The organism is Terriglobales bacterium, assembly GCA_035487355.1.
Lineage (GTDB): Bacteria > Acidobacteriota > Terriglobia > Terriglobales > Acidobacteriaceae > QIAW01.
This window is the reverse complement of the sequence record DATHMF010000085.1, coordinates 89,140-106,210: the sequence shown is the minus strand read 5'-3', so window position 1 is coordinate 106,210 and position 17,071 is coordinate 89,140. Positions and strand designations below refer to the sequence as shown.

Sequence of the window (17,071 nt, the reverse complement as noted above, 5' to 3'; positions counted from 1 at the left end):
CGTGGTGTCCGCCTTGACGCATCGTCACCGAACATATGTAGGGAAGACAGATGAGTGTATTGGACTATGAACTCGTTGTAATCGGCAGCGGCCCCGCAGGCCAGAAAGGCGCTATCGCGGCGGCGAAGGCAGGCAAGCGCGTTGCTCTGATCGACCGCAGCGTCATGATTGGAGGCGTTTCCGTTCATACTGGCACGATTCCCAGTAAGACGCTACGAGAAGCCATCTTCCAGCTCACTGGTTTCACCGTAAAGGCCCTATACGGCAAGCGAAAGCACGACATTTCTATCCGGGACCTCGCCTCACGTGTCAACGCCATTGTGTCGCAAGAAACCGAGGTCATTCGGGACCAATTGAAGCGCAACGGCATCGTTATTTATGAAGGCAGCGCGCAGTTCTTGGATCCGCATACCCTGGAAGTTCAAGGCGAGGATGAAAAGGTTGAAGTCAAAGCTGAAAGAGTGCTTGCCGCCTGTGGCACGCGACCAGCACGCAACCCGGAGATTGCTTTCGACAATCATCGAGTCATCGATACGGATCACCTTTCTGGCTTAGGCCACATTCCGAAGGAAATCATCGTTGTCGGTGCTGGTGTCGTGGGTCTCGAATACGCTTCATTCATGGCGGCATTGGGCGCTGATGTCACATTGATCGATCAACGGCCAACAATTCTTGAGTTCGTAGACCGGGAAATCATTGAGGCACTCTCCTACCACTTGCGCCGGCTCGGCGTCATTTTCCGGTTAGGAGAAAAGGTGGATCGTGTTGGCATTGACGCGACACGCGATGTGGTCTTTGCTGAGTTGCAGAGTGGCAAAAAAGTGCACGGTGACGCTCTCATCTATGCCGTGGGTCGGCAGGCGAATGGTGACCAACTTCACATCGAAGCTGCCGGGGTAACTGCTGATTCGCGCGGCAGATTGAAAGTGAATGAATTCTTCCAAACCGAAGTTCCACACATTTATGCGGCAGGCGACGTGATTGGATTTCCAGCGCTCGCCAGCACATCGATGGAGCAGGGGCGGCTAGCTGCCAGCCATATGTTCGGGATTCCTTTCGAGCACATGCCCGAGCTGTTACCCTACGGAATCTATACGATTCCGGAAATCTCCATGGTTGGCGAGACTGAGGAGTCGCTCACTTCTCACAGAGTTCCGTACGAAGTAGGGATCGCCCGCTACTCTGAACTGGCGAAGAGCATGATGCTCGGCGATGAAACCGGCATGCTCAAACTCCTGTTCGATCGCCAAACGCGCAAGCTTCTTGGCGTGCACGCCTTAGGACAGCGCGCAACGGAAATTATTCATATCGGGCAGGCCGTACTCTTTTACGGTGGGTCGGTCGAATACTTCCGCGACATGGTCTTTAACTACCCGACCCTCGCCGAGGCTTACAAAGTAGCGGCTTTAGACGGACTCAACAAGCTCTGAAAAACGGTTCCGGAGGTCTGCGAGCGTGCACACATAACATGGACGGAAGAAACGTGCCAACTCCGTCTCCAGAGCCAACGACGCTCGCGATGGCAGGCAAAGCTCGGACGATTAGAAATCCGAGCTTTGCCACCCGTTGAAGCGTTGCGACCACCGGCCTATTTCCGCTCGACCCATGTCTGGTACAAGCTCTACAGCTCTGGCGCCGACATACAACATATCGCAAGCCCGACGACTGGGTTCTTTGCCAGTCCCGACGTCAACGGCCGGAAACCCTATTGGGGCCAGCCGATCTTGCGCCGTTGTCATTCGCCCTACTGCAACCCGGATTGGCATCGTTAAACGGATTGGTTGGCACACGTTCCGCCACACCTATTCCACACTGGCTCCGTGCCAACAGGGCGGACATCAACCAACCAACTGCTCGATAAAAATCTCTTCGCGTATTTCCTTCAATACATCTGCCGCGTCCTCAGACGTTTCACATTCCGGAATCAAATAGATTCTCGGCTCACGTGATAAGTCTGGCAATACGGTTCGCATAACGCCCCACAATCGCTCCAAAATAAGGGTTGTTGGAGACATACAGATTGAGCGAATCATAGCCGAGCACTACGTCATCCACGTTGCCCTTGCAGTCGGGCACTCGGAGAGAAACCACGATCGCGCCATAGGTCGCGATGGCGGCCTCGATCTTGCCGCCGCGCAGCGTGTAAATCTCCACGGCAGTTCCCTCACCCAGCCGGCCAAAAAACTTCCTGGTGATTTGTGTCTTTGCCTCTACGACGTTGCCATCGCGAGCAACAACCAAAGAACTGCGAATTTGACACCGGGTTTGGTTAAAGACATGGTTCTGGCTCCAGCGCGCCGCGCGTTACGGCGACGTTCTATGTTCATCGCAGCGGCGTGGAGCTGGCGACGGCTTGCTGTGATCGGGCGGACCATTGTTTCCAGAGCTGATCTTTGGCAAGCATAGGCATATAGACACCCCCGACGACAGAACGTGCCTGGAATCCAACTTGCTTCGCATCTGTCGTCCAGTACCAATCGGTGAGCGGCACGCGGCTCGGAGATTCATTGATGAACCGTTGCAGGGGAGCGACCATTGCCTGGAAATCGTCTGAGCTTTCGCTCAATGTTGCTGTCCAAACTTCCCAGTCCAGTTTGGTATAGGCGCTGCGATTGTCGAGCGGTAAGCCGAACTTGTTCAGATGAGTCTTGTAAAAGCTGAGTTCGGTCCGGGCAATGGTCAGCGGAAACACATTGAGATCGAGAACCCGGTCCCAGACAAGATTGTATTTCTGGCTCCATGTCCCCGGCTTGTCAAAAGCCAAGCGGAAGTGGTCTCCATCGCCGGCCAGTTCGGCCCAGTGTTTCGCCATTCCTCCCGCCAGGGCATGAACTCTCGCAGCTTCAGAAGCGCGGCCGGTCCTGCCCGCCAAACTCGCGTATCCATCAAGCGCCAGGATCGCTTTGATCGACAAGTTCGCATTGTGCGCGAGGTGGCCGGCGAAATCATCTGTGGAGAGCTGGTTTGCCGGGTCCATTCCCTCATGTTCCAGGTACTCGGCCCACTTCTGCAATTCAGGCCAATATTGATTGGCGAAGTCGGCGTTGCCCTCGGCCTTCGCGAGCGCGGCAAACATCAGGAGCATATTGCCGCTCTCTTCCACCGGCATCTGGTTTTCTTCGGTACGCTCTCCCCCTCCGTATACCTGCCCATTTGCCTTGGGGTACGTGCCCAGATCGTGGGGAGCAAATGGGAAATGCCAGCGCCCGGTTCTCGTGTACTCCATTAGCGGACGCAACTGGGCCTTAAGCAGCTCAGGATTGAAAAGAAGGAAAAAGGGCGAGGAGGGATAGATGACGTCAACCGTCGAAATGCATCCGTTGCTGAAGTTTTCTTTGGGAAACAGCATGGGCTGTCCATCAACGTCTACAGCCAGCTTGTGGGCTGCGATGGTCTGCCGAAACGCGAGCGTGGCAAGCTGTGCGTACGCGGGGCCCCCGGCCTCTCGCAGGTCGGCGAGGAGTTGATCATCGAATTGCCGCGTGCGCTGGTCGAGGTCAGGATATTGCCGCTCTGCTGTTTCGAGCATTTCACCGAGGCTCATTCCCCTCCGGCGCCAGTAGGGCCGCAGCCAGCGATTCAAATACTCAATGGAATAAAGATCGTCATATGCGAGCAGAATGCGGCGCGAAACAGGCGCTGTGCTTACCTGGTCCACATCAAAACTTACGGCGAGTACGACCGCTTTGTCGGCACGTTTCGGCATGTCGATGTCATCGGCGGGAAGCGGTTTGCCGGCGTTGAACGCCGGCTCAACCGCATCTTGAAATTGGGTCGCGACAGCAGCACCGGGCTGGTCCGGGACAGCCAGGAGCGCGGACCCCCAGTCAATGCGCAAATCGTCTCCTGATTTGGCCAGCACCGGCTGCTCAAAATTTGATAAACGTAACACCGTCATTTTTTCCAGGCGCGAACGCGACCAGACGACGTCTTGCGTGGAGTTGTCAATGGCCAGCGCGCTGGAAGCTTCGACCAGCAACCCGACCGCATGTTTGGCCCCATCGGTTGCCGAGATGCTGGCGGTGAGATAGGTGACGGGCCGCGACAACACATCGAGATCCGAAGGCAAAAGAGGCGAAAGAAAGCTGATGTCCAATCTGACGCCCTGTTGCTCAAAGTGATAATTCGTTCGCGTGGGAGTGATTTCCAGCCCCGTCTGCTTTATGGCTGGAAGAGAATGGGGGGAGTTCCCCATCCAGCGAAAGGTCTGACCGTCGATCCTCACCAGACCTGTCAGCGGTTGAGGCCGCCCCGTCCAATGCCGCGTCGGCCCATCCGTTAAAATGTCGTTCATCGACCAGATGCTGAAATATGGATCGTGAGCGATGAGTGGAACGGCTGGTACACGGCCCGATTGTGCGAACGAACAAGCCGCGACGAAAATCATGAACAATGAGCAAAATCTCCAACGCATGTGCTGTTCCTTTCGTGACCGGGCTGATCTGGTGAGAACATCAGGCCGGTTCGATGAAGCGGTTGCAAACTTAACGTCGTAATCGCAGACGTTGATTCTGAACCGGAATTGAGAGAGGTCCTCGTGAATTATAGTGGCCATCGAACTTTACCTTGCGCCCTGCCTCGGCGGAAAACGACGTCAGTCTTCTGCACAGTCTTGATCTTTTTTCTGGCCACCGGTTTACCGGCGCAACAGCCTCCCAAGCAACCGCCACCGGGAATCGGAAATGTTGACGGTGTTGCCGTCAATGGCGACACGCTCACGCTGCATGCCGGTGATGACACGATCGTTGCGCAAATCGTAGTCCCCAATATTCTCAGGATTCATTCACACTGCAGGAACATGTTGAAAAACGTCATTTTGCACCGGAAAATAGCTAGAACGTGATCTTGAATGCAAACTGGAGCACTCTGGGTTCATTGACCTGTGCCGGGGCAACAATTCCAAACTGGCTGCTGCCGGGGTTCGTGTTCGGGCCGTTGAACCTCGAATGGTTAAACAGGTTGAAGACCTCGCCGCGCAGCTGGGCCCTCCACCTTTCGGTTATTCTGAAGTTCTTGTAGATTCCGAGGTTCGTCTCATCGATTCGACTCAGCCGCACATCGGTCCAGCGTGTGGGATAGGTGCGAATGAAGTTGGCGAAGTCGGCATAGACGCAGTTTTTGGCGGCTGTCGGAACGCAGTTGCCTCCGGGAAGGTTCTGCACGCCGGTCCAGGAGGGCCACTGGGAGATGTCGTCTCCGGAGCCGGGGAATTTGAAGAAGTGTGTGGTATCAAACCACTCGGAGAGGCTGGGGTCTTTGCCGTGCAGCACCGGCCGTTTGCCGTCGAAGAAGGAATCGGTGCCGAAGACGACGGGCGGTCCGGACTCAAAGGTGTATTGCCCCGTCACTTCCCATCCACCGATGAAGGTATCAAGAGCGCGCGGCATCTTTCTGAACAATTTCCGATCACGTCCAATGGGCAGCTCGTAGATGGAGGCGATGGAAAGTTTGTGGGGGGCATCTTGGCCTCCGATCTTGTGCTCCTGCACGCCGGCAAGCTGCGGACCCAGGAAAGAGGTAATCTCAATCAACTTTGAATAGGTGTAAGAAGCGAGGAAGCTGTAACCGTTGGCAAAACGCCGTTGCAGCTTGGTTTCGAGCGCATCGTAGTGGGTGCTGCCCTTGGGATTGTCGTTCATGCTCTGGCCGCCCAAAAGCTTCAGCGGTCTCATCAAGTCGTATACGCTGATTTGGTTGCTGGTTCCTCGACCGCCGCCTACGCAGGTCGGTGGCAGCGGGTTTACGTTGCAGGCTACACCGTTGGTGCTCAAACCTTGAAAGGGATTGGGGATGCGAGTAGCAAGAAAGCTGTTTCCCAGATGATATGCCCCGATGTCGACACCCCCTGGACCAAACTGTGGCTGTCCGGTTGCGTTGAAGACTGGCGTGTTATAGGTAAGCCAGTTGAGCAGGCCAATATCGTTCTGCTCAAGACCTCCAGGCGTTGATTGAATGTCGTAGGTGTTCTGGTGCGAGTAGCCGGCTTCAATGAGCCAACTCTTGAGCTGGTGCTGAATCTGGAAACTGTATTGCCAGGAATAGGGCCGGCGAGGGTCCTGGTTCTCCCAATCCACACCCTGCCCAAGGTTGGTGAGTGGGCCGAGCGATGAACCGGTCGGAGCGAGGATGCCGTTGCTAAATGGGTTATCCAGCGTATCGTACGGAGTCTTTCCATTGTCCAGGCTGCTAAAAACTCCGGTGGTACGGCTGAAGCCGTTCTGTCCGCCTTTGATGGCGGTGGACTGCACAAAGCGGCCCACTCCGCCACGAATGACGGTTGATTTGAAGAGCTGGAAGGCAAATCCGGCACGCGGCTGCCATTCGTGAAGATCGAGGTTCGTGACGGTGCGCTTTTGGCCGTTCACTCCGGGGAAAAGCTGCACGCCGTAAATCTTGTAAGAACTGGCGGGGACGAGCTGAGACAAGGTGAGAGCCGCGCTGTGCACTCTTGGGTCGGGGTTCGCCAGCATCGTATTCAGTATGTTTGTGTAGGCAGCCTGCGCGGCATCGGAGATGGGGTTCAGTTGCGTGGGATCGAAGACGCTGGTAAAGCGGTTGAAACGCTCCGTGAACGGGGTTTCATATTCCCAGCGCAAGCCCATATTGAGCGTCAGGCGGGGCAGCACACGCCAGTCGTTCTGGAAGAACAAACTATGGAAATGCTGGGAATCGAAGCGAGTGGCGTTGCGGTTGATCTCGCTGGGTTGATTGGTGGCGCTATTGCTCAGCAACCCCAGAAGGAAGGATGCCATAGAGCTGCCGTCGCCGTTTCCACTGCTTGCGTTGTAAACCTTGCGCGTCCAGTCTCCGGTAAAACGGAAGGCGCCACTCTGGTTGCCGAAATTCCCGCCAGCCTCTTGAATGACGCGGAAATCGCCGCCGTAGTGCCACGTCATATTCCCCTGAGTGTGGGTCATGCTGGCCATCCAGGTGTGGTAGGTCGTATCGAAGTAGCTGCCAAAGCCGCCACCGATCCTATCGCTGAATACGCCGGTAATCCTGGGAAAGGACTTCTCAGGCATCTGGCCGACAAAACTTTGTGAAAACCCTAATTGCGCCGGGTCGAAGCCCGACCCTTGCGGACGCGTTGGCTCCTGAAAACGGGTTACGTTGTAGCGTACATCGAAGATCTGAGTGGGGCTGATCACCCAGACGTGATCGATTCCGCCGCCCCAATTGATGCGCGTCGCGAAAGAGCCGGTGCCGAGGTTGTGAAAAAAATCGTCCGTGAACTCGTCTTCATGGTTCCAGCGCAGGGTAGCGTAAGTCTTGTTACGATCGTTAAAAGTATGGTCAAGGCGGACCACCGTGGAAGCCATTTTGTTCTGGCGGAAGGCTTTGGGGATATAGTCACCATTGCTGCTGCTCGTGCCGTCGTTGGGATTGTTGGGCAGCGGAACGAATTTGAGGATGCTCATGGCGATGGGGTCCAAGCGGGCCAGGGGCATCACGTTCGGACAGGTTAGGGCCGGGGCAAGGCAGGCAGGATTGTAGCGAGGATCGCTGGGATTTGACGAAGCAACGAATTGCTGACGCGTGTTTCCGCTCAGTGTATTGGGATCATAAATATTGATCGGAATGGGCGCGCTGCGCACGCCGGCGTTGAGCGTTGTAGTAAATGAGTTTCTGAAGTCACCGTTGCGTTCGGCCAAAGTGGGGAGAGACAAAGGACTGTTATTGCGCGGGTCCTTGTTACGAATGCCCTCCCAACTCACGAAGAAGAAGGTCTTTTTGCGGTCGAAGATGACCGGACCGCCAAAGGTCCCGCCATACAGGTTGTAGTGTGCGACCGGCCTGGGTATCTTTGGAATTGCGTGATTGAACTCGTACCGGTTGGCATTGAAGGAGGCATTTTCGTAGTGCTCATAGATGCTGCCGTGGTACGCGTCGCTCCCGCTCTTGAGCCCAACATTAAACGTGGCGCCGGCCTGCCTTCCGTACTGGGCATCATAGGCGTTGGTCATGACGCGAAATTCGGCCACGGAGTCGGCAGAAGGAATAAATGACACGCTGTCCCCGTGCTGGTTGGGCATGCCGTCGAGCAAGAACTCGTTGGAGCGATGGTCGCGGCCCCCATTCACGACTACGTCTGAGGCGGCGGCGTACGACCACATGAAAGGCACATTGTTGCTTTGCGGAATCAAGTGGACCCCTGGGGAGAGACTCGCCAGAAGGTAGGCAATCCGCGATTCCATGGGAAGTTCAGAGATTGTGGCCCCTTCGATCACCGTTCCTGCAGTGGCTGAGCTGGTATCGATGAGCGGGGCCTCCGCCGTGACCGAAACCACCTCGTGCGTAGCTCCTACACTCATGGCCGTTTCGATACGCTTATCGTCGGCCACCTCCAGGGTAATGCCTTTCTGCTCCGCGGTTTTGAAACCCTGCGCCGTAATCGTTACCTGGTAGGTGCCGGGGGTCAAGAACCTGACCGACCAAAGGCCATCGGCGTTGCTGGTGGCTTTCTGTCTGAGGCCCGTCTCTTCTGACATGACCTCGATCGATGCTTTTGGAATGACACCGCCATGCGGGTCGGTGACACGGCCTTCTAGGGTGGCTCTGGATTCCTGCGCTAACGAGGTCCCAGACATGAGACCAAGCACTAGAACCAGCGCGCAGACGTAAAGGCTGCCCATTGCTGCCTTCTCCCGAAACAGGAATCCCGTAACTTGCTCGCTTACTTTGTTGGTCTTCATTGATGCCCTCTTTTTTTCTGCCTGGGTGCGGGGGCGAACTGACGGGGAAGTCTATGCAGGAAAGCGCGGCTTGTCAAGAGAAAATCGTTAATGTAAACGATATTATTTGGTAATGTAAACGATATCATTTTTTTTGGGGGGGGCACCTCATGAAATCCAAAATAGCGATCAGATGAGGTTTTCGATAGGGACAGGAGGCAAGACCGCGCAGGGTCTCCGAAGAGGCGAGCTCCTGGCCATCGACGAGAAGGCGCAATTCATGGCCGAGATGGTAGAGTTCGCCGGTTTTGTCGTAAAGCACCGTCACATTCCGGCCGCGATACGGGATATTTTCCAGGCAGAAGTAGTCCCAGACGCATTCAGCGGCAATTACTGCGCCGTTAGTTTTTATGTAATCGAAGCACAGCGAGTAGTTGCTGCTCGCGGCATTCTTTCCGGTCACCGTGAAGCGGAACGTCTTGTCCCCGGCAGATCCAAAAGTGATCGTGCCGAGATCAAGTTCCGCAGAGGTCGCCGACTGGCTATATTCATCCTGAACGGCGCCGTGATTGCTAAACGGGCCGCTCGGCGACGAGGCCACTGCGAGTTGAAACATTCCGCCTGTATTATCCTTCTTTACGCCGATTCGAACATCGTAGGTCCGCGCTTGCAGAACATTTATGTTGTAGGCGATGAGGTTCCCGGCACCCGTGGCGTCAAGAAATGACCCGGCGCCGTTGCTCAGCGAATTGTCAATGCCGTTCCTCGCATTCGGTGAAGATGCCACGACGCTTAGCGCTTCAGCTTCATCCTTGATCGTCGTCTGCACGCCCGGCGCCCGGGTGATGCTGATAGCCGCGGATCGATCCGCCCCAGGAGATACCGGCGCAGTAAACAAGCCAGTTCCAGTGTCGTAGGAAATCGCTCCGACTGCCCCATCGCTGGCCGAAAGCATCGGTCGAGTAGGCGACCATCCCGAAACTGTGACGGAAGACTCGCCAGTCCCAAACACAACCGTGGCTGCGATGGTTCCAGTGTCCGCTACATTCGAAAACCGCTTCCGTCCGAGGCTTGCGTATTTTCCAAGATCGCCCAGCAGCGCAATTCCCGAGGGCCCGACAGGAGCCACTAAAAACAACGTGATGCTTTGCGGGCCGTTGCCGAGATCCACTGGCGCATTGAAGCTTTCGCCGGCTCCCAGAACGGAGCCCGAACGCCACGTCCGATTGTACACATAGGCGTCGCCTGCGATCCCGGCGCCCACTGACGAAGGAGTAAATGTCGTTATCGTATTTGTCGACTTCCTGGCATAGGAAAGAACGTACAGGTCGGTCAGACCCGTGTGACTTGTCCACGCGGCTGCCGTCATTGGCATCCCGAGCCCCTGGGCGTCTCCGAGATACGTTTCATCCAACGGCACGGCCGACACGTCCGGCTTTACGATGACTCCATCCTGGCGCACACCACGTAACACGTTTGCGGTATTGACTGCCCCCAGCGGATCGCCCACGCCTACCGGCCCGGCGGAAAGCGTTTGAATCAGGAGACTCTTGTCCTGTTTGCTCTGAATCACATCCGTCCATGGAAACGCCCCGAGAGCGCTTACGAGTTTTGAACCGTACAGGAAGTCAGTCCACTTATCCGAGGTAAAGATATCGCCGCTTACTCGCATCGTGCGCAGGTCGTTGTACAACGATCCTTGGAGGAAGTGTCTTGCCAGCGGCATGCAATACTGCATCTCGACGCCGTCATTTGCGGAGGCGGCGGCCATGTCGTTCATATACGCCGGCGGATCGTTCAAATTCATGGCAGGCGTCCCGTTGAGGGCCAGCCAGTCTTGCTCGTATGCTTGGACTCCGCCGTTGTGAATATATCCAATGATATTGCTCCAGTACGCCGGATCAATCGAAACGTTGTTCGACATCTTGTACTGCGATCGATACGGGCTGGTGGCTGTGATCCAGCGCGCATGCGTTATGAGAGGAAGTCCCAATCGCGCCTGGAAACCCGCCAGTCCATCGGGAAAGATCTCCGGCGCAGCCACATATTGGTACTGCCCGTCCTTAAGGTCTTGCCAATCCGCATTCGGGCCTTTGGGGTACCACCAACTATCGAGCTGCATATAGCCAAGGGGCACGCCTTTCTGCTTGAATTCACTCGCGATCGCCAGCAGAGTCCCTTCATAGCCAAGACTCGAGTCGAAACTGTAGTAATAGGCTGCGCCGTGGTCCGTCCAGTATCCCAGGTTGTTCAGAAAAACGGACGCGTCGTTTGCGACCGGCGTCTTGCCTGTGAGGTTCGTCATGCAATTGCCCCAAGCATCGTAAGTGGCGTTAATCCCCGGTCCGAACACCAGCCATGTCTGGTGGTTGAAATCCGCCGGCAACACGCTAATTGCCGAATTGATGCCGAACGAAAGGGTCCCGCTGCTACCCACAAGGTCGGATGCGATCATGAAGTTCTTCGCCGGCGAAACGATGAAGGCGCGCGCCGTGGAATCGAAAAAGAGCCAGGGGCTGTCCTCGTACAGCTTCGAGTAATTGTGCAACCCGAAATTTTGTCCGTAACTGACGTGATAAGGCGCGTTGGGATAACTGGTGAATGCTGGAAATGGATTTTCATTCGCCGCGGCAGCCAGATATTGGGTTGAGAAAAGAACTGCGCCCTTGTCGTCGTAGGCGCGAATGGATGAACTGCGCGCCACCCCCAAGGTGTAGGTGAAGGCAATTTGATGATATGGGCCATTGGCATCGCTGCCCCTGCTTGCCGTCACGTTGGTGAGCGCGGTCCCTGTGTTCCCGGCAAAGACCCATTGCGGAGAACCCTCGGCAATTTGGTACGGCCCGCCGGAATCCACCGAGACGGTTACTCCGGACGGGGTGGTGACGGCCGTAACGCTCGCCGCGCACGGATTTGAACACGTCAGCAACACCGAAAGAGCAACGCAGGCGCGCAGCGCCGAGGGGAGAGCCTCCGTTGCCGAGCCTTTCAACTTAGAGGCCTCCGATTCGCGCGGCGCAGACCTTAAATTGGATCTGCCCGTTGAAAACGCCGTTGGCAATGACGCTAGTAGTTGTTTGCAATGATTAACGAAGTTTGGTTTTCCATTCATTTTATGTCGACCCATGCTTCCTATCTCCTTCAGATCGAAGTTTGGTTTTCCATTCTCAGCGTCCAATCGTTGCGCGGAGGAACCACTTCCTCCCTGTACGCACCCAGCTACGGCTGTACTACTAGTTGATGTCGAAGCGCTGGGCACTGGCGCCGTTGCAGTACCAGATCTGCAACTGCGTACCGTTTGTCATAATCCCAGACGGAACATCGAGGCACATGCCACTGTTGACGGCCGATTCGAAGTGATAGTTGCCGGCGCCCTCAGAGATGAGATTCCATGCCTGAGCCGCACTGCCGTTGCAGCCCAAGAGTTGAATCTTCGTTCCCGCCACGGACGCGCCGCCCGCGACGGTCATGCAGTACGGCCCTAGCGCCGCGAGATTGTAGTAGCCTGCCGGGGACACACCGCTCGTGCTGAAGTTCCAGCTCTGGGCGGCCGTTCCGTTCACGTCATATATCTGGATCGCCGTGCCGCTTGCGGTGCTGGCGGCGCTCACGTCCTTGCTCAAGTTGATCGTGGATGAGATCGTGTGCACGCCGCTGACACTGCGCGGGTGTAACGCAAACTTCTGTGCCGCGGTGCCATTACAGTCATGGATCTGCAGACGTGTACCGTTCGCTGTCGCACCGTTCGGTGAATCGAGGCAGCGGCCTGACTGCGGATTGAAGAGTGAACCATCAGCCTGCTGCACCCATTTCTGACCGCCCACACCGTCGCAATCCCACAACTGGACCTGGGTGCCGTTGCCGACGATGGCGAGGCAGCGGCCGAGCGAACTTAGCGAGGTATCGCCGTTGTATGTCCAGTGTTGGTCGACCGAAAAAGCCTGACAATCCCACAACTGCACCGCCGTGCCGTCGACGCCGATGTCATCCCCTGCGACGTCGACACACTTTGTACCCGGCCCAGTGATTTCACCCGGTTCGCCGCCGTTGCTGTTCCCGGAATAACCCGCCGCGACGATGTTGGCCTGGACGGCGTTTTCGGTCGCTTCCGATGGGTAGCCGGCCGTCATGGCCCCCTCGAAGAACGATCCGACGCTCCACTTGCTGTTATCCCCGCCGGTTCCCATGACGATGGCTCCTTCTAGGTGCATGGGGATATATCCGCCGCTGGTGGGAAGCGTTCCGTCATACTGGGTGGTGAGGCCGCCCGATCGGGCGTTAGCACCTTTGACTGCGAAAGTGTTTTGCCCGTTGTTCTTGAGCATTGCCGTTACGAAGTTGCTTTTTTGTACCGGAGTCCCGGTGTTCCAGCCATAGATGCCGTTTTCAAGGTCTGCGCCAACCCATGGGCCAGTCGTTCCCAGGTTGACCGCGTCCATGTGGCCGTTGCCGTTGTCCCTGATATTCGTCTCGGCGTTCCCATAGTCGAAGCAACACCCAGTATTGACATGCGTGCCGCTCGCCACCATGTACATACCCTCTGGTGAGCCGCCGGTTGCAACACCCGACGTGATGTTGTTGCGATAGCCGACACCGGACGACACATAGACGCCATAGAGCGAATGACCGCCAGCGGCTATCGGCAGTGCGTTCGCCACCGCGCCCACGTCGGCCGACCCGGCTCCACCGGCTCCTTCGACGGTCAGGTCATTATGGCGAGACGTCTGGTCGTAGATGATCGTGATTCTGCATGTCGTGCCCGCGCAGAACCGGTCCTGCGTACCCGCGTTCGCGAAACCGCCCGCGTTCAGGGTTCCGATGTCAGTTGTCCCTCCGTCCGACGCGCGCCTTACCTGGTAGAGTCTCCCGCTGTACGCGCCGAAGAGGGCCCGCACCGTGCTATGCGCGGCGACGCATGGCGTGCCGCCGGAAGCATAGATATCGCAAGGCCCCGCCCCGGCCGCAGAGACTTGTTGCTGACATACACTCATACTGGCAAGGAGAGCGAGCAACGTGATGACAGGAACGGCCAAAATGAAGCTTTTCATCGTAAAGTCCTTTCTGTGCAGAACGGGCAAGCGGCATGCGCTCGGACACAAAGCCTCCGCCACCTGGATAATCCGAATTTGGCGTCTCCTGGTGCTCTGACCGCCTGCGGCGTCGCTCGGCAATATCGATTTTGTTAAGGGATTTGTCAAGCAAAAAATTTAGGACAGATGTGAACTTCACAAAAAAATCTTGACTCTCATCCAGAGTTCCTGTAGTTTTCTCGCGTTTGGAAGACCCAAGGTTAACGTTAAACTTAGCAAGACCCGAGGTTAACGTTAAACTTAGCAATTCTGCGCATGCAATGCATTGCTCCTTGGCCAGCCAAACCAACTGAAATCCTGCGAGAAAATCCATCCCCACTGGAAAGGCGGTCGTTTATGAAACGGAGTTCATGTTTTTCCCGGCTGTGTCTTGAAATCATCCCTATCTTTCTTCTGACTCTGGGCGCGCTGCCGGCGCTGTCACAGGTCAGCGTCCTCACGCGCAGCTATAACAATCAGCGCACGGGGACCAACGTGTCAGAAACAGCCCTGACGCAATCGAATGTGAATTCCAGCCAGTTCGGCAAGCTCTTCCAACTCGAAGTTGACGACCAGGTCTTCGCGCAAATCCTCTACATGCCGGGATTGTCGATTGCCGGCGGTACGCACAACACGATCTTTGTGGCCACGGCCAACAACAGTGTGTATGCCTTCGACGCCGAGACCGCAGGAGCCCCACTGTGGCAGCGTAACTTCAACAATGGCGGGCGCCCGACCCACAATACGGAGGTCGGCACCGGCTGCAATCCCTACGTGGATTTCAGCGGCAACATCGGCATTGTGGGTACGCCGGTGATCGATGCCAGTACCGGCACCATGTATTTTGTCGCGCGCACGGTGGAGAACGGCGCCACAGTCCAGCGGCTGCGCGCCATCAATATCGCCACCGGCGCCGATCGCTCGAGCAATGCTGCTGTGGTTATCAGTGCTAGTGGATTTGACCCGACCATCCAGAACCAGCGGCCTTCGCTCGCCTTTTCTTCAGGGGTAATTTATATCGGATGGGCGTCGTTCTGCGACACAGGCGCCTATCACGGCTTCCTGGCGGCCTACAATGCCTCTACGTTCGCGCAACTTGGTGTGTTCAACACCACGCCCAGCGGAAGCCAGGCGGGCATCTGGATGAGCGGCTGGGCGCCGGCCTTCGACTCTAACGGCAACTTATACGTCTCTACCGGGAATGGCACCTCTGATGCCAACAGCAATTTTGGCGAGAGCCTAGTGAAGCTTGCGCCACAGAACCTGAACCGCCTCGATTTCTTCACCCCCTCCAACTTTAATACCCTGAATGGTGGAGACGTTGACTTCGGATCAGGCGGCCCGCTGTTCCTGCCGGGCACGAATGTGATCGCCACCGGCGGCAAGGAAGGGAAGATTTTCGTTCTGGACGCCAACAATCTGGGCGGCGTGGTGACGGGCGATACCCAGATTCTGCAGAGCTTTCAAGCGGTCAGCCCGACGACGGTTGCGAATGCGACCTATCACATTCACAATGGTTCTTTAGCCTGGGACGGGCCGCAGGGAGTGAATCTTTATATCTCGGGCGAGAACGACTTTGTGCGCGCCTATCGTTTCAACACTTCCACCCGGACGTTTAGCGTGCCGAACTTCGCCACAGGATCGTTTCTGCTTCCCCGCGGCATGCCGGGCAGTATGTTGGCGCTTTCCTCGAATGGCGTGCAATCAGGAACGGGTGTGCTCTGGTCGTTCACGCCGCGTCTGGGCGATGCCAACCACGGGGTCGTACCCGGAGTCCTCACGGCCTACAACGCCGAAACCCTGGCTACCCTCTGGAACTCAGGCCAGGGTGTTGGCGATGACACCTATGGTTTCTCCAAAGGCTCCCCGCCGACGGTTGCCAACGGTAAAGTGTATTTGGCTTCGTTCTCGAACATCATTGCCATTTATGGGCCGAGGATCTCGACGACCTCGCAAAACCTGGCGCTCAACAAGACAGCGACCGGCAGCACGCCATGCAACGCGAATGAAACTCCGGACAAAGCCGTCAATGGCAGCTACTCGGGCGGCAACAGCGATAAGTGGTGCGCCTTGGTCACCCCCAGCTTCCTGCAGGTGGACCTGGGGGCAACATTTACGATTAATCAGATCGTGGTGGAACACGCGGGAGCCGGCGGCGAAGGTGGTTCGCTCGATTCGCAGGGAATTCCGACCTTTGACCTCAACACCAAGGCCTACAACCTGCAGGTCTCGACCGATGGAACGAACTTCACCACGGTTGCGAGCATGAGTAATAACATCCAAAGCATCACGACGCATAACATTTCTCCGTTGAGTGCGCGCTTCGTCAAGTTGAACGTGACAACACCTACCCAGACCGCCGATACGGCATCGCGCATCTATGAATTGCAGGTCTACGGACCCAGCCCCGTTCTCGCACAACCAAATTTCAGCCTGTCGGCGACGCCGGGCAGTCTAAGCATCAGCCAAGGGGCCAGCGGAACGAGTACGATTACCGTGAATAAGCTCAATGGTTTCAACAGCAGTGTTGCTCTGTCGGCGTCAGGGCTGCCCAGCGGCGTGACCGCCTCTTTCAATCCTGCAAGCACAACTGGAACCAGCATGCTGACGCTTGCTGCGAGCAGCACGGCGGCAACCGGAACATCCACGGTGACCATTACGGGGACATCCGGCAGCCTGACACACAGCACGACCGTGAGCCTGACGGTGCATGCAGCGGGTGGGCCGGTGCAGGTCAATCTTTCGGGCGCCTTTAACATCAACCCTGGAATCGTCACCGATGGCACGACCTTCACCGGAGGCCTCGACGGCGTTGGCAATTGCTACTCCTCGAACCTGCTGGGTTCTTCCGCCAGCTTCGGCGGCACGCAGATGACGTTTGGACCGGCGAATGCCGCCGATGCAGTAGCTAACGCCACGGTGACTCTGCCCTCAGGGCGGTTTAGCTCGCTGCTGGTGCTGGCAGCCGGAGTGAGGGGAAATCAGGCGTCACAGACCTTTACGGTGCACTTCTCCGATGGCACCAGCCAGTCCTTCACGCAAAGCGTGAGCGACTGGGCGCATCCGCAGAATTTTGCCGGGGAGACGATCGTGGTGACCATGACCCACCGCGACCAGAGTAACGGCACGACGCTGGCAAGGACGGCGGACGTGTTCGGATATACGTTCACGCTGAACAACAGCAAGACCGTGAGCAGCATTACGTTGCCCGCTACTCGCAACGTCGTTGTGCTGGCCATGAGCTTGAAGCCATAGCTGGATCTTCCTGGGAATGCCATGACAGCGCACGATCAAGGATGGTGGAAATAGGAATTGTCAACGAACAACCTC

General features: G+C 56.7%; 8 protein-coding genes. 2 read left to right on the top strand and 6 right to left on the bottom strand.

Annotated elements, in window-relative coordinates; translation table 11 throughout:
• Positions 1 to 50 precede the first annotated feature (50 nt).
• Entirely contained in the window at positions 51 to 1,430 is a 1,380-nt protein-coding gene (gene sthA / locus VK738_15065) for a Si-specific NAD(P)(+) transhydrogenase (GenBank protein ID HTD23976.1), read from the top strand.
• 511 nt (positions 1,431 to 1,941) lie between these two features.
• On the opposite strand, the gene VK738_15060 is transcribed toward sthA, so the two are convergent.
• The 6 genes from VK738_15060 to VK738_15035 all read right to left on the bottom strand — a co-directional run bounded on the left by VK738_15060 (position 1,942) and on the right by VK738_15035 (position 13,663).
• Positions 1,942 to 2,241 carry a hypothetical protein gene (locus VK738_15060; protein ID HTD23975.1) on the bottom strand — a complete coding sequence of 100 codons (300 nt, stop codon included), beginning with the start codon at positions 2,239 to 2,241 and terminating at the stop codon, positions 1,942 to 1,944.
• Positions 2,242 to 2,323: 82 nt separating this feature from the next.
• A complete protein-coding gene (locus VK738_15055; protein ID HTD23974.1) occupies positions 2,324 to 4,414 on the bottom strand; it encodes a DUF4965 domain-containing protein in 2,091 nt (696 codons plus the stop codon).
• Positions 4,415 to 4,636: 222 nt separating this feature from the next.
• A complete protein-coding gene (locus VK738_15050; protein ID HTD23973.1) occupies positions 4,637 to 4,783 on the bottom strand; it encodes a hypothetical protein in 147 nt (48 codons plus the stop codon).
• 49 nt (positions 4,784 to 4,832) lie between these two features.
• Positions 4,833 to 8,693 (bottom strand): carboxypeptidase-like regulatory domain-containing protein, encoded by a 3,861-nt coding sequence (locus VK738_15045; GenBank protein HTD23972.1) that lies wholly within the window; start codon positions 8,691 to 8,693, stop codon positions 4,833 to 4,835.
• A 124-nt stretch (positions 8,694 to 8,817) separates the two neighbouring features.
• On the bottom strand, positions 8,818 to 11,664 hold the full coding sequence (locus VK738_15040; GenBank protein HTD23971.1) for a hypothetical protein: 2,847 nt from the start codon (positions 11,662 to 11,664) through the stop codon (positions 8,818 to 8,820).
• Between the two features lie 241 nt (positions 11,665 to 11,905).
• Positions 11,906 to 13,663 carry an arabinofuranosidase catalytic domain-containing protein gene (locus tag VK738_15035; GenBank protein HTD23970.1) on the bottom strand — a complete coding sequence of 586 codons (1,758 nt, stop codon included), beginning with the start codon at positions 13,661 to 13,663 and terminating at the stop codon, positions 11,906 to 11,908.
• 435 nt (positions 13,664 to 14,098) lie between these two features.
• On the opposite strand from VK738_15035, the gene VK738_15030 reads away from it, so the two are divergent.
• Positions 14,099 to 16,996 carry a discoidin domain-containing protein gene (locus VK738_15030; GenBank protein HTD23969.1) on the top strand — a complete coding sequence of 966 codons (2,898 nt, stop codon included), beginning with the start codon at positions 14,099 to 14,101 and terminating at the stop codon, positions 16,994 to 16,996.
• Positions 16,997 to 17,071: the final 75 nt, after the last annotated feature.